The organism is Microbacterium sp. Leaf203 (assembly GCF_001421275.1).
Taxonomy (GTDB): domain Bacteria; phylum Actinomycetota; class Actinomycetes; order Actinomycetales; family Microbacteriaceae; genus Microbacterium; species Microbacterium testaceum_A.
Genome location: NZ_LMKF01000022.1, coordinates 1,211,733 through 1,225,570, shown reverse-complemented (window position 1 = coordinate 1,225,570; position 13,838 = coordinate 1,211,733). Strand labels below are relative to the sequence as shown.

Sequence of the window (13,838 nt, the reverse complement as noted above, 5' to 3'; positions counted from 1 at the left end):
GGGGGGGGGGCCGCTGCGCGAACGCGTCGCGCGCGGTCGCAGAGTGCTCTCGGCGATGTTCGGCAGAAACACGGATGCCACGCCCCCGCGGGAACGTGGCATCCGGTGTGCGCTGCCGTCTCAGACGAGGGACTCGCGCCAGGCGGCGTGCAGCTGGGCGAACTTGCCCGTCCCCGCGATCAGGGCGGCGGGAGTGTCGTCCTCGATGATGCGGCCGTGCTCCATCACCAGGACGCGGTCGGCGATCGCCACCGTGGACAGGCGGTGGGCGATGATGATGGCCGTGCGGTCGGCGAGGAGCGTCTGCAGCGCGTTCTGGATCTGGCGCTCGCTCGGGATGTCGAGAGAGGCGGTGGCCTCGTCGAGGATCAGAACGGCCGGGTCGGCCAGGAACGCGCGAGCGAACGAGATCAGCTGACGCTGCCCCGCCGAGACGCGGCCACCGCGCTTGTTCACGTCGGTGTCGTAGCCGTCGGGCAGCTTCGAGATGAACGCGTCGGCACCCACGGCGCGAGCGGCGGCGCGGATTTCGTCCATGGTCGCGTCGGGCTTTCCGAGGGCGATGTTGTCGGCCACCGTTCCGCTGAACAGGTACGCCTCCTGCGTGACCATGACGATCGCGCGCCGCAGATCCTTGGGGTGCAGGCGGCGGAGGTCGACCCCGTCCAGGGTCACCGCCCCCTTCGAGGGGTCGTAGAACCGCGAGACCAGTTTCGCCAGCGTCGACTTTCCGGCACCCGTCGTCCCGACGAGGGCGACGGTCTGCCCCGCCGGGAGGTCGAGCGAGAAGTGCGGCAGGATGACGCGGTCGTCGGAGTACCCGAAGGTCACCTCGTCGAACCGCACGTGCCCCTTCGCGGTCCACAGGTCGACGGGGTCGGTCGGGTCGGGAACCGTCGGCTCCTCTTCCAGAACCCCCGAGACCTTCTCGAGCGCCGCCGTCGCCGATTGGTAGGAATTGAGGAAGAACGCGACTTCCTGCAGCGGCGAGAAGAAGTTCCGCACGTACAGCACCGCCGCGGTGAGCACACCGATCTCGAGGGGCCCGGCGATCACACGACCGCCACCCCAGAGCAGGACGACGGCGACCGAGACCGCGGCGACCGCCATGATCCCGGGTTCGAACGTGCCGAACAGCTTGATCGAGCGCATGTTGACGTCGCGGTAGTCGGCCGCGAGCTTGCCGAACTCCTGATCGTTGCGGGGCTCCTTGCGGAACGCCTTCACCGCGCGGATGCCGGTCATCGACTCGACGAACTTCACGATGACCTGGGCACTGATCACGCGCGACTCGCGGTAGATCACCTGCGAACGCGAGTAGAACCAGCGCATCAACAGGTACATGGGGATTCCCATGACCGTCAGGATCAGCCCCGACTGCCAGTCGATCAGGAAGAGCGCCCCGAGGGTGAACAGGCCGTAGAGCACGCCGGACACGAGCTCGTTGAGGCCACCGTCCAGCAGCTCGCGGATCGTGTCGAGGTCGCTCGTCTGACGCGAGATGATGCGGCCCGAGGTGTACGACTCGTGGAACTCCAGGCTGAGCTTCTGCGTGTGCAGGAAGATCCGCTTGCGCAGATCGAGCATGACCGCCTGCGTGAGACGAGCGGCCACCACGACGTACCACCCGATGAGGACGGCACCGCCGATCCCCGCGAGCAGGTACACGCCCACGACGCCGATGGTCGGCATCCAGTCGGATCGTTCGATGACGGCCGGCAGGGCGTTGTCGATACCGAAGGCGATCAGCGCGGGACCGGCGACGCGCAGAGCGGTCGACACGACGAGGACGGCACCGGCGAGGACGAGCTGCCAGCGCAGGGGCGACACGAGCGTGCCGAGGAGGCGCAGCGAACGCTGGCGGATCGACCGGCTCTCGTCGCGCGTGTAGTCGGAGCGGTCTTCGCCGCTGGTTCCGGAGACGGTGGCGGTGCTCATCGGGTCGCCTCCTTGTCGGCGAGGGCATCATCGGTCATGACGGGAATGGCCCCGGTGCGGGCTTCGCGTTCGGCCTGCTCGGCCTCTTCGAGGCTCGAGATCACGTAGCGGTAGTGGTCGCTCTCGCGCAGCAGATCGGAGTGCGTGCCGACCGCGGTGATGCGACCCTCTTCGAGAAGGGCGACCCGATCGGCGAGGGTGACCGTCGACGGGCGGTGCGCGACGACCAGGGCGGTCGTCTCGCTGAGGACCTCGCGCAGGGCGTCCTCGACGAGCGCCTCGGTGTCGACGTCGAGTGCCGACAGCGGATCGTCGAGCACGAGCACGGCCGGGCGCGCGGCGACGGCGCGCGCAAGGGCGAGACGCTGACGCTGTCCGCCCGAGAGGCTCAGCCCCTCTTCGCCGATGACGGTGTCGAGTCCGTCCGGCAGGTCGTAGACGAACTGGGCCTGGGCGACCTGCAGGGCTTCGCGCAGGATGTCCTCGGCCTCGTCCGAACCAGGCGTCAGGTCTTCTCGACCCAGCAGCACGTTGTCGCGCACGGTCTGCGAGAACAGCGTCGCGTCTTCGAAGGCCATACCGACGTGACGCCGCAGCTCGGCGAGTGTGAGGTCGCGGACATCCACGCCGTCGATCAGCACGCGCCCGCCCGTGACGTCGTACAGGCGACCGGGCAGGGTCGTCAACGTCGTCTTTCCCGAACCCGTGAGGCCGACGAGGGCCATCGTCTCACCGGGGTGCAGGACCAGGTCGACGCCGTCGAGCAGGTCGCGCTCGGTGTCGGCGGCATCCTGGTACCGGAAGTGGGCGTTCTCGAACGTGAGTTCGCCGCGGGGTTCGGTGAGCGTACGGGGGTTCTCGGGGTCGACGATGGTGTTCTGCTCGTCGAACACCTCGAAGATGCGATCGGTCGCGGTGCGCGCGTCGAGGAGGAACGAGAACAGGAAGCCGATCGACTCCATCGGCCACCGCAGCACCGTGGCCATCGCGAAGAACGCGACCAGCTCGGGCACCTGCAGCTGGCCCAGCTGCGTCAGCACGATGCCCGCGCCGAGGCACACCGCGAAGGCGATGTCGGGCAGAAGAACCAGCCAGAACCAGATCCATCCGATGGCGCGGGCTTTGTCGATCTCGGTCTCGCGCAGCGACTCGGCCTGGCGGGTGAACTTCCTGAGCGCGTGCGCGCCCCGCCCGAACGCCTTGAGGACGCGGATGCCGTGGACGCTCTCTTCCACGGACGTGGCGAGGTCTCCGGCCTGGTCCTGGCTCTGGCGGGTCAGCGCGCCGTAGCGCTTCTCGAAGCGGAAGCCGACGTAGATCACGGGCGCCGAGGTGACGAGGAACAGCGCGCCGAGGAGCCAGTGCCAGCGGAAGAGCAGGACGGCGCCGATGGCGATCGTCAACATGTTGACCACGAGGAGGATGACGCCGAAGGCCAGCCAGCGGCGGAGCATACTGATGTCCTGCATCATGCGCGAGAGCAGCTGACCGGACTGCCACCGGTCGTGGAACGCGACCGGCAGACGCTGCAGGCGCGAGTAGAACGACTGACGGAGGTCGTACTCGACCTTGGTCGCCGGCGCGAGCACGAACCAGCGGCGCAGCCACACCATCGCGGCCTCGGCGAGACCGAGACCGAGCACGGCGAGCGAGCCCCACACCAGGGCTGCAGGATCGAGCGAGGCGATGGGACCGGCGACGATCTGCTCGAGCACCAGCGGGATCGCCAGTGCCAGGAGGCTCGCGATGAGGGCGGTCACGGCACCCGCGATGAGACGCGGGAGCACGGGCCGTGCGATGGGGAGAAGCCGCGCGAGCGCGCGCGGTGTCGAAAGACGGGGCGGAGGCGTAGAGGGAGTCATGATCCTCGTGGGGTCGAAGCGGGCGCCGGGATCGGGCGCGGAAAGAGGTGCCAGGGGCGCGACGAAGGTCGTCGATCGGGGCGGAGCGGGGCGCCGGAGCGCGGACGCGGAGCCCTAGGGGCGTCGGCCGGGTCGTGCAGCACGGGAGGGTGCGGCGGCAACAGGGGCGACGGGGGCGTCGGTCTGGTCCATGGCATCCTCCTTGTTCGGTGAAGCTTCCGCGGGGGGACGGCAGCCCTCCAGGATATCCCTGAGAAAACGCTGGAGGCAAGAGCGTCTTGTGACGACGGGCCGGTCAGACGGCGGATTCGCGTGCCAGCAGGCTCTCTTTCACGTGCGTACCCCAGGCGAAGCCGCCCATCGACCCGTCGCCGCGCAGCACGCGATGACAGGGCACGAAGAGGGCGACCGCGTTCCGCGCGCAGATGGACGCCGCCGCCCGCACGGCGGACGGTGAGCCGAGCGCCGCGGCGAAGCCCGTGTAGGTGAGGGGCGTTCCCACCTCGATCGCTCGCAGCGCCTTCCACCCGGCGAGCTGGAGGGGTGTCCCCCACTGCGAGACGGCGACGGCGTCGATCGCGGCGAGGTCACCGCTGTAGTACCTGCGCACCGCCTCGGCCGCCGAGGTGTCGCCGGGGCGGATGTCGGCGGGTCGTCGCTCAGGGCGGAGGCGCGCGAGGACGGCGTCGGTGTCTTCGGTCCAGCCGGATACGAGCACCCGGTCGGCCTCATCGGCGAGGATCGCGAACGGCCCGTCGGGGGTCTCGACGAACTGGAGGGTGGCAGCGGTCATGCGAGATTCTCGCTCTCGGTCTCGGGTGCGGGTGAGGAAGGCAGGACGATGTCGGTGCGGAGGCGGGGGCTTCGCCGGCGGGTCGGCGCCGCGGCGACCGCGGCCCCGGGCTCCGCCGGCGCGCGCCAGGCCTGCGTCACGGGCGCGGCGTACCAGTAGTGCGCCATCGCGTAGCTGCGCCAGGGCGCCAGCCGCTGGGACCAGCTCGTGAAACCGGCCGGATCGGAGGGGAGGCCGAGGGCCGCCGCACCGGCGCGGGCGGCCACGTCTCCGGGGAGGAGGACGTCCGGGTCGCCGAGCACGCGCATCCGCACGTAGTCGGCGGTCCACGGGCCGATCCCCCGCATCGTCAGGAGCCGCTCCCGTTGCTCGGCACCGTCGTCGCCGGCGCCGAGCTCGAGGCTGCCGTCGGCCAGCGCCGCCGCCGTCTCGACGATCGCCCGCATGCGCGCGGCGGGGCCGCGTAAGACCTCGAGCCCGCGCTCGGCGATCACCGCCGGCGAGGGGAAGAGCGTGAACGGCCGAGGACCGACGGCGGTCTGCTCGCCGAGTTCGGCGGTCAAACGCCCCTGCATCGTGCGGGCCGAGGCCACGCTGATCTGCTGGCCGATCATGGCGCGAAGCAGCATCTCGTCGGCGTCGATCGCCCCGGGCACCCGGACGCCCGGGATCGCCGCGACGGCGGGAGCGAGTTCGGGGTGCCGTGCGAGGGCCTCGTCGATCGCGAGCGGATCGGCGTCGAGGTCGAACAGCCTCCGAACGCGGGCGATGAGGGTACCCAGGTCGGCCAGGGCCGAGAGCCGGGCGCGCAGGCGAAGGCGCCCGTCGTCGGCGAGACGCACCTCGAACCACGCCGGCCCCGCCGGAAGACGCGCGACCCGCGCGAACGACCGGTCCTCGCCCTCTTCGACCCCGGGGATCGCGTGGGCCCTCATCCATCCGAACAGACCGATCGTGTCGATCGGCCCGCGGACGGGGAGGGCGAGGTCGATCTCGCCCGCCGAGGCTTCGAGCCCCGAGTCGCGCGAGCGCCGCGCGCGGACGTCGCGTGGCGGCATGCCGAACACCTCCCCGATGGTGTCGGTGAACTGTCGGACGCTCGAGAATCCGGCCGAGAACGCGACATCGGCCGACGACAGGTCGGTGCCGACGAGCAACGCCCGAGCCGTGTGGGCCCGGTGCGCACGGGCGAGGGCGAGCGGACCGGCCCCCAGCTCCGCGGTGAGCAGGCGCGTGAGGTGACGCGAGGAGTAGCCCAATCGGCGGGCGAGTCCCGGAACCCCTTCGCGATCGACGACACCGTCGGCGATGAGGCGCATGGCGCGCGCCACGACGTCACCACGGACGTCCCACAGGGGCGAACCGGGAGCAGCCTCGGGCAGACATCTCTTGCACGCGCGATAACCGGCCTCGTGCGCGGCCGCCGAGGTGGCGTAGAACGTGACGTTCTCTTCCTTCGGCGTGCGCGCGGGGCAGCTCGGACGGCAGTAGATGCGCGTGGACCGGACCGCGGTGACGAACTGCCCGTCGAAGCGTCGATCGCGCGACTGGATGACGCGGTAGCGCTCGGCGAAGCCCGGGAGGTCGGGGACGGTGGTGGTCATGGCATCCACCCTGCCACCGACCTCCGACATCGGCTGGCGGAAATCGGACACGACCGTGAGACGCCCGATCTCGGACTTCTCCCTCTGCCCGCCCGGGCGCAACCCCGATGCGATGTCGGAGGTCGTCGGTACCGTGAACACCATGAGCGAACGCGAATACGACCTCATCGTCATCGGCGCCGGCCCCGTCGGCGAGAACGTGGCCGACCGAGCCGTCCAGGCCGGCCTCACGGCTGCCATCGTCGAAACCGAGCTCGTCGGCGGCGAGTGCTCGTACTGGGCCTGCATGCCGTCGAAGGCTCTGCTGCGCAGTGCCGCCGCCCTGCGGGCCGCTCGCGACGTCGACGGCGCGAAGCAGGCGGTCAGCGGCGACCTCGACATCGCCGCCGTACTGCGTCGACGCGACACCATGACCAGCAACTACGACGATTCCGGCCAGGTGCAGTGGTTGCAGGGCGCGGGCATCGATCTCGTGCGGGGCCACGGCACGCTCACGGGCGAGAAGACGGTCCGCGTCACCGCCGCCGATGGCACGACCACCGACCTCGTCGCGCGCCACGCGGTCGCCGTGTGCACCGGGTCGGCTGCGCTCCTTCCCGATATCCCGGGCCTGGCCGACATCTCGCCGTGGACCAGCCGCGAGGCCACCGCGGTCGAGCAGATCCCCGCCTCGCTCGCGATCATCGGCGGCGGGGTCGTCGGCGCCGAGATGGCCACCGCGTTCCAGAGCCTCGGCAGCGACGTCACGATCATCGCCCGCTCTGGACTGCTCGGCGGCAACGAGCCGTTCGCCGGAGAACTCGTCGCCGACTCGCTGCGCGAACGCGGCGTCACGGTCAAGACGGGCGCCGACACCACCTCGGCTCGTCGCGACGACGACGGTCGTGCCACCCTGGAGCTCTCCGACGGCACCACCGTCACCGCTGACGAGGTGCTCGTCGCAATCGGGCGCACGCCCCGCACGCAAGACCTGGGGGTGGATGCCGTGGGTCTGACGCCGGGCGCCTGGCTCGACGTCGACGACACCCTCCTCGTCCGCGGCTTCGACTGGCTGTACGCCGTCGGCGACGTCAACCACCGCGCGCTGCTCACCCACCAGGGCAAGTACCAGGCTCGCGCGGCCGGTGACGTCATCGCTGCCCGAGCGAAGGGCGACGAGATCGACGACGCGCCGTGGGGCGCGCACGTGGCGACCGCCGATCACGACGCGGTGCCCCAGGTGACCTTCACCGACCCCGAAGTGGCCTCGGTGGGGCTCACCGCGAAGAAGGCCGAAGAGAAGGGCCTGAACGTGAAGGTCCTCGATTACGACCTCGCGAGCGTCGCCGGCTCGAGCGAGCAGTCCGACGCCTACGTGGGCAAGGCCCGCGCGATCGTCGACCTCGATCGGGGCGTGCTGGTCGGTGCGACCTTCGTCGGCCCCGACATCGCCGAGCTGCTGCACTCCGCGACCATCGCGATCGTCGGCGAGGTGCCGGTGAAGCGGCTCTGGCACGCCGTCCCGTCGTACCCGACGGTCAGCGAGGTGTGGCTGCGCCTGCTCGAGACCCTGGGGCGCGACTCGGCCTGAGTCGGGGCGGGCGTGAGACGCCGATCGGTGCTCGACCGGGCAGGGGCATGGACTGTCGCGTGTCGCTCGTCCCCCCGCCCCTCTCCCGAGGAAGTCGCACGGAATAAGGTCGCTTCATGTCACGCTCCGTCGCCCTGATCCGTGGAGTCGGTGGACCCACGGCGATGAAGATGCCCGCGCTGCGCGAAGTGCTGGCATCCGCCGGTCTGGGTGAGGTCGAGACGCTGCAGGTCGCGGGCAACCTCGTACTCGACCCGGGGCGGCGCAGTTCCGCCACCATCGCGAAGACGGTGCGCGCGGCGGTGCGGGACGGATTCGGCTTCGATCTGCCCGTCATCGTCCGCACACACGCCGAGCTCGCCGACGCGCACGCGCGCAATCCGTTCGCTTCCGATCCGGAGGGGCGGTGGGTGCAGACCGTCTTCCTCGACCAGCCCGCCTCCACGACCACTCTCGAGCTCCCTGCCGACGCGCCCGAGCAGGCCGTGGTCGACGGGCGCGAGGTGTTCGTGCGCTACCCCGGCGGCATCGGGCGGTCCAAGGTACAGGCGAGCTACATCGAGAAGCGGCTCGGCGCCATCGGTACTGCGCGCAACGCCAACACCGTCGCGAAGCTCATCGCGATGAGCGCGTGAGCGCGGTGGCATCGGTCGCGTCGAGCGACGGGGGCGCCGCGGACCCGGTCGAGCGCTGACGGATCGTCACGGCGATCGCCGCACACGCGATGACAGCCAGACCGCCCGCGACGGTCCCCAGCGTGAGCGGCTCTCCGAGCACAAGGGCGGCCCAGGCCAACGACAGCACCGGCTGGGCGAGCTGCAGCTGGCTGACACGAGCCATGGGTCCGATCGCGAGTCCGCGATACCAGGCGACGAATCCGAGGAACATGCTCACGACAGCCAGGTAGGCGAACGACCCCCACGCGGCGGAATCAGCGTTGATCGGCGTGCGGATCGCCGCGAACAGAGTGAGGCCGATCATCACCGGGCTCGACAGCACGAGCGCCCATGAGATCGTCTGCCACGCGCCGAGCTCGCGCGAGAGAACCCCGCCCTCAGCGTAACCGACGGCGGCAGCCACGACCGCGCCGAGCAGAAGCAGGTCGGTAGCGTGCAGCCCGTCGCCACCCGAGCCGCCGACCGCGAAGGCCCCGGCGACGACGGCCCCGATCACGGCCGCGATCCAGAACCCGCGGCCGGGCCGCTCGCGCGTGCGGAACACCGCGGCCACGGCGGTGGCGGCGGGAAGCACAGCGATCACGACCGCGCCGTGACTCGCGGGCGCCGAGGTCAAGGCGAACGAGGTCAGCAACGGAAAGCCCAGCACCACTCCCCCGCCGACGATGGCCAGACGCGCGGCCTGCTTGAGCGACGGCATCCGGGATCTCGTCATCGCGAGCGCGACCCCCGCGATCGCCGCGGCCACGACGGCGCGGCCCGCCCCGACGAAAAGCGGGTCGAGCTGAACGACGGCGACGCGGGTGAAGATCACGGTGAACGAGAAGGCGAGCACGCCGAGACCACCCCACACGAGGCCGCGGCGCGAGACGTGTTCGGATGCGGGCTGCATCCCTCCACCCTGCGAGATCGGGCGCACCGCCCGCGCGGTCCACTCACCCCCGCGTGGCCTGCGGCTCGCCCCTCGACCGGTTCGGGGCGAATCCCGTCGTTTGGGGCGGACATCTCACGCCCCAAACGACAAAACGCGTCCCAAAGCGGCCTCATCCACTCCGCGCGGTCCACCCCGCCCCGCGTGGCCTGCGGTCCGCGCTTCCCTCGGGTTTGGGGCGAATCCCGTCGTTCGGGGCGGACATCTCACGCCCCAAACGACGATGAGCGCCCCAAACCGCGCCCCGCGGGCCCTCGCAATGCCCCGCCCATGCCAAGGCCCACACCCCGAAACACCGCACCGCCCCGCGACCGAGGTCGCGAGGGCGGTGCGAAGCGCGACGGCTCAGTGGAAGAAGTGGCGCTCTCCCGTGAAGAACATCGTGACGCCGGCGGCGCGCGCGGCGTCGACGACCTCGGCATCCCGAACCGATCCGCCGGGCTGGATGATCGCCGAGATGCCGGCGTCGATCAGCACCTGTGGGCCGTCGGCGAAGGGGAAGAAGGCGTCGGATGCCGCGATGGAGCCGGCGGCGCGGTCACCGGCGCGCTCGACCGCGAGGCGGCAGGAGTCGACGCGGTTGACCTGGCCCATGCCGATGCCGACCGTGGCCGAGCCCTTCGCGAGCACGATCGCGTTCGACTTGACCGCGCGGCACGACTTCCACGCGAAGATGAGGCTCTCCATGTCTTCGTCGGCGGGACGCTCACCCGAGACGAGCTCCCAGTTCTTCGCGACCGACTCGATGTCGTCGGGGAAGCGGTCGGCGTCCTGCAGCAGCAGGCCGCCTGACACGAGGCGGACGTCCATGCGCTCCTGCTGCCAGTCGTTCGGCAGGCGCAGCACGCGGAGGTTCTTCTTGAGCTTGAACACCTCGAGCGCCTCGGGCTCGAAGTCCGGCGCGATGATCACCTCGGTGAAGATGTCGCGCAGGTTCTCGGCCATCTTGAGCGTCACGGTCCGGTTCGCGGCGATCACGCCGCCGAAGGCCGAGACGGGGTCGCACTCGTGCGCGCGGAGGTGCGCCGAGGCGATCGGGTCGAGGGCGTTGGGGGCGGCGACGGCGATACCGCAGGGGTTCGCGTGCTTGATGATCGCCACGGCCGGCTTGACCATGTCGAAGGCGGCGCGGAGGGCCGCGTCGGCGTCGACGTAATTGTTGTACGACATCTCCTTGCCCTGCAGCTGCGTGGCCTGGGCGATGCCGTGACCGCCGACGCGCGTGTAGATCGCGGCGCGCTGGTGCGAGTTCTCGCCGTAGCGCAGGGTCGACAGTCGCTCGGCCTGGATGGTGAGGTGCGCGGGCAGGTCGATGTCGTCGGCGAGGGTGCCTTCGGCGAACCAGGTCGAGACGGCGGTGTCGTAGGCGGCGGTGTGCGAGAAGGCGCGGGCGGCGAGTTCGCGGCGCTGCACGAGGTTCGTGCCGCCGTTGGCCTGCAGGGCGTCGATGATCGCGGGGTACGACTCGGGCGAGACGACGATGGCGACGTTCGCGTGGTTCTTGGCCGAGGCGCGCACCATGGCGGGGCCGCCGATGTCGATTTGCTCGACGACATCGTCGCCCTCGGCACCGGATGCCACGGTCTCGACGAACGGGTAGAGGTTCACGACGACGAGCTCGAAGGGGCGGATGTCGAGCTCTTCGAGCTGCGCCTCGTGCGAGGCCAGACGCAGGTCGGCGAGGAGGCCCGCGTGCACGCTCGGGTGCAGGGTCTTGACGCGTCCGTCGAGCGACTCGGGGAAGCCGGTCACCGACGAGACGTCCGTGACGGCGTATCCGGCGTCGCGCAGGAGGGTGGCCGAGCCGCCGGTCGAGACGATCTCGACGCCCGCGGCGGCGAGGGCCGCGCCGAGCTCGAGCAGACCGGTCTTGTCGCTCACCGACACCAGTGCGCGGCGGATCGGGACGATGTCTCGGGGGCGGTAGTCGGCGGGGTCGTGGCGGGGTCCGGCCATGGCGTTCGGCTCCTGTGTCTCGAGTCGGGTTCGGATGCGCGACGGGCCGGCGCCCGTCGAGCGGGTCAGGCTGTTGGGGATGCCGCGGCGGCGAGGTCGAGCTCGCCTTCGGCGATCCGTCGGACGACGTCGATGAGCAGACGTCGTTCGACGGGCTTGATGCGGTCGTGCAGCGAGTCCTCGTCGTCGCCGGGGAGCACGGGGATGCGCTCCTGGGCGAGGATGGGCCCGGTGTCGACGCCGGAGTCGACGACGATCACGCTCGCGCCGGTCTGGGTCGCACCCGCGGCGAGGGCGTCTCGCACGCCGTGCGCTCCGGGGAACTCGGGCAGGTAGGCGGGGTGGGTGTTGATGATGCGCGGTTCCCACGCGGCGACGAGGTCGGCGGGGAGCAGACGCATCATTCCGCTGAGCACGACGAGGTCGGGGTTCCACACCGACAGCTGGGCCCCGAGCTCGGCGCCCCACTCTTCGCGTGACGCGAAGGCGCTGAACGGAACGAGGAAGGTCGGGATGCCGAAATGCTCGGCGTGGGCGAAGCCGTCGGCCTCGCGATCGGCACCGACCGCGATCACGCGCGCCGGAAAGTCGGGGGCGGATGCCGCCTCGAGCAGGGCGCGGAGGTTCGAGCCGGTGCCGGAGATGAGGACGGCGACCGTGAGCACGCGCTCAGTCTACGCAGGTGCGCTCGAGCGCGCGGGCCCGCCCGAACGGGACGGCGAGGGCGCGGCGAGGTCCGAGCGACCGGTCCGGGCGGCCCTGTCGATACGAGCACGGGAACCTCCGCGGCGCGGAGTGGTGGTCGTCAGCCCTTGTCGCCGGGTTCTCCGCCGTGCTCCGACCAGGCCGCGCGGATCCGCGCGCGCACCTCGTCGTCGGTGAGGTCGTCCGACGCCCCCGCACTCTCCGCCGACGTCACCGGGGCGGACGGCGTCGGATCGGAAGCGGGGGGAAGGGGCACCGAGCGCGTCGACGCTCCCCCGCCGGCCCGCGAGGACGACGTCTCGAAGTCCGAGGCGCCTCCCCGTGTCCCGAGTGCGGTGTCGGTCGCGACGGCATCCGGATCGCGGTACGAGCTCGGCCACACGTCGTGGGCGATCCCCGCCCCGAGCCGGGACCCCGTCGGGGTCGGACCCGTCGCGTGTTCGTCACGGTCGAAGGGCACGTGCTCGCGAGCGGCGAAGGAGAACCCGCGGTCTTCGCGCTCCTCGAACCGGTCGTCGCCCTCGTCGGCCCCGAACCTCGGGCTCAACAGCAGGATGGCGAGGCCCACGAGCACCTCCAGACCGAGAGTCAGCGCGAGCGGTCCCGGCTGCGGGCCCGTGTCGACGAGCCGGCCGGGCCCCATCGACCCCGACGAGACGACGGCGGCGAGCGCCCCCATCCCGCCGGTGAGCGCGGCGACCGCGACGGCCAGCACAAGCCGGGGCCCGAGGGGCTCGGGGCCGGTGGTGAACGGCATCCGGGATCGGAGGATCCACCCCGTCAACGCGCCCACGGCGACGGGCAGCAGGGCGAGGAGCAGCAGCCACGACGACGTCGAGTCGGGCACCGCCCCGAGCACCGGGATGCCGGGGAGCGCGCCGACCTGCGTCGCGGCCGGGGTCACCGCGGTGTCGGTGCCGAGGGCGAATCCGGGACCGGCGGCGAACGACATGCCCCACAGGACGAGGGTCGGGAGGTAGAGCAGTTGACCGAGCGCGATGACGGTCGCGCCGATGAGGTCGGCGTTGCTCGCCTGGTAGAGGCCGATGACCTGCGAGGCGCGGGCGATGAGCCCGGCCACCACGACCACGGCGCCCACGCCGACGAGCCCGAGGGTGGTGAGCGCGAGTCCGCGCAACGCGAGTCCGGGCACGGGCGCCCAGGCGGTCGGCATCCGCTCGATCCTCTCGCGGAGGGCGTCGACCGGACCGTCGTCGCCGACGCGCCACGCGCCGACCAGGGCGCCGATGAGCGAGGGGACGAGGAAGATCAGCGAGGGCAAGAGGATTGCGAGCCAGGTCTCGGATGCCACGAGGGCTGCGCCCGAGGTGAGCGCCACGCCCGCGGAGAGGGCCGCGAAGACGAGCGATCCCGAAATCCATCCGGTCAGCCCGCCACCCGCCTCGGCCGCACGTGCCCCCGAGCGGGCCGCGAAGAGCCCGGTGAACGCCGCGAAGGCGAGGGGCGCGAGCGAGAGCGTGAAGGTCGCGAAGGTCGGGTCGATCCCGGTGACGGCCAGGTACGCGTCGGGCAGCGTGACCGTCACGGGGACGAGGTGGCCGAGGTGCCACACCGCGGCGGCAGCAGGCCAGAGCGCTCCCCAGTCGGGGCTGCCGACTCCGAAGACCCAGAGCAGCGTGAGAGGTGCGAGCACGACCGCGATGCCACCCGCGGCCGCCAGGACGGCGTCGAGGGCGGCGAGGAGTGCGATGAGGAGGCGATGCATGGGCGAGAGGAACCCTACCCGCGACGCGCGTGACCGCCGCTCAGGCGCGGCGGCATCCGCCGCACGGAGGAGTCGT

The 13,838-nt window shown here is 71.3% G+C and carries 10 protein-coding genes; 2 read left to right on the top strand and 8 right to left on the bottom strand.

What is annotated here, in order from left to right; translation table 11 throughout:
- Positions 1–120: 120 nt before the first annotated feature.
- From ASE56_RS06950 to ASE56_RS06935, 4 genes are all read right to left on the bottom strand, one after another.
- Positions 121–1,938: an ABC transporter ATP-binding protein gene (locus tag ASE56_RS06950; protein WP_056226661.1), complete on the bottom strand. Its 1,818-nt coding sequence runs from the start codon at positions 1,936–1,938 to the stop codon at positions 121–123.
- On the bottom strand, positions 1,935–3,800 hold the full coding sequence (locus ASE56_RS06945) for an ABC transporter ATP-binding protein (protein WP_056226659.1): 1,866 nt from the start codon (positions 3,798–3,800) through the stop codon (positions 1,935–1,937). The genes ASE56_RS06950 and ASE56_RS06945 overlap by 4 nt, the downstream gene beginning before the upstream one ends.
- 295 nt (positions 3,801–4,095) lie before the next feature.
- Positions 4,096–4,593, bottom strand: coding sequence for a methylated-DNA--[protein]-cysteine S-methyltransferase (locus tag ASE56_RS06940; RefSeq protein WP_056226658.1), 498 nt, complete (start codon positions 4,591–4,593; stop codon positions 4,096–4,098).
- Positions 4,590–6,197, bottom strand: coding sequence for an AlkA N-terminal domain-containing protein (locus tag ASE56_RS06935; protein ID WP_056226656.1), 1,608 nt, complete (start codon positions 6,195–6,197; stop codon positions 4,590–4,592). Before ASE56_RS06935 ends, ASE56_RS06940 begins: the two co-directional genes overlap by 4 nt.
- 142 nt (positions 6,198–6,339) lie before the next feature.
- Here ASE56_RS06935 and ASE56_RS06930 point away from each other — a divergent pair, with 142 nt between their 5' ends.
- Complete coding sequence (locus ASE56_RS06930) at positions 6,340–7,767, top strand: NAD(P)/FAD-dependent oxidoreductase (RefSeq protein ID WP_056228344.1); 1,428 nt, start codon at positions 6,340–6,342, stop codon at positions 7,765–7,767.
- Between the two features lie 116 nt (positions 7,768–7,883).
- Complete coding sequence (locus ASE56_RS06925; protein ID WP_056226654.1) at positions 7,884–8,402, top strand: DUF1697 domain-containing protein; 519 nt, start codon at positions 7,884–7,886, stop codon at positions 8,400–8,402.
- On the opposite strand, the gene ASE56_RS06920 is transcribed toward ASE56_RS06925, so the two are convergent.
- The 4 genes from ASE56_RS06920 to ASE56_RS06905 form a co-directional block, all read right to left on the bottom strand.
- The gene (locus tag ASE56_RS06920; RefSeq protein WP_082450341.1) at positions 8,383–9,336 is read right to left on the bottom strand and encodes a DMT family transporter; all 954 of its coding nucleotides are present in this window, start codon (positions 9,334–9,336) and stop codon (positions 8,383–8,385) included. The two genes, ASE56_RS06925 and ASE56_RS06920, sit on opposite strands and share 20 nt — an antisense overlap.
- Positions 9,337–9,720: 384 nt before the next feature.
- Positions 9,721–11,331 carry a bifunctional phosphoribosylaminoimidazolecarboxamide formyltransferase/IMP cyclohydrolase gene (gene purH / locus ASE56_RS06915; protein WP_056226652.1) on the bottom strand — a complete coding sequence of 537 codons (1,611 nt, stop codon included), beginning with the start codon at positions 11,329–11,331 and terminating at the stop codon, positions 9,721–9,723.
- Between the two features lie 65 nt (positions 11,332–11,396).
- The gene (purN, locus tag ASE56_RS06910) at positions 11,397–11,996 is read right to left on the bottom strand and encodes a phosphoribosylglycinamide formyltransferase (RefSeq protein ID WP_056226650.1); all 600 of its coding nucleotides are present in this window, start codon (positions 11,994–11,996) and stop codon (positions 11,397–11,399) included.
- 140 nt (positions 11,997–12,136) lie between these two features.
- Positions 12,137–13,762: a DUF6350 family protein gene (locus ASE56_RS06905; RefSeq protein WP_056226648.1), complete on the bottom strand. Its 1,626-nt coding sequence runs from the start codon at positions 13,760–13,762 to the stop codon at positions 12,137–12,139.
- Between the last annotated feature and the right edge of the window lie 76 nt (positions 13,763–13,838).

Bases quoted from the DNA above. Each gene is read 5' to 3' on its own strand.
- ASE56_RS06905 (WP_056226648.1), bottom strand. From the start codon at position 13,762: ATGCATCGCCTCCTCATCGCACTCCTCGCCGCCCTCGACGCCGTCCTG.
- ASE56_RS06950 (WP_056226661.1), bottom strand. From the start codon at position 1,938: ATGAGCACCGCCACCGTCTCCGGAACCAGCGGCGAAGACCGCTCCGAC.
- ASE56_RS06930 (WP_056228344.1), top strand. From the start codon at position 6,340: ATGAGCGAACGCGAATACGACCTCATCGTCATCGGCGCCGGCCCCGTC.
- ASE56_RS06935 (WP_056226656.1), bottom strand. From the start codon at position 6,197: ATGACCACCACCGTCCCCGACCTCCCGGGCTTCGCCGAGCGCTACCGC.
- ASE56_RS06920 (WP_082450341.1), bottom strand. From the start codon at position 9,336: ATGCAGCCCGCATCCGAACACGTCTCGCGCCGCGGCCTCGTGTGGGGT.
- purH (WP_056226652.1), bottom strand. From the start codon at position 11,331: ATGGCCGGACCCCGCCACGACCCCGCCGACTACCGCCCCCGAGACATC.
- ASE56_RS06940 (WP_056226658.1), bottom strand. From the start codon at position 4,593: ATGACCGCTGCCACCCTCCAGTTCGTCGAGACCCCCGACGGGCCGTTC.
- ASE56_RS06925 (WP_056226654.1), top strand. From the start codon at position 7,884: ATGTCACGCTCCGTCGCCCTGATCCGTGGAGTCGGTGGACCCACGGCG.
- ASE56_RS06945 (WP_056226659.1), bottom strand. From the start codon at position 3,800: ATGACTCCCTCTACGCCTCCGCCCCGTCTTTCGACACCGCGCGCGCTC.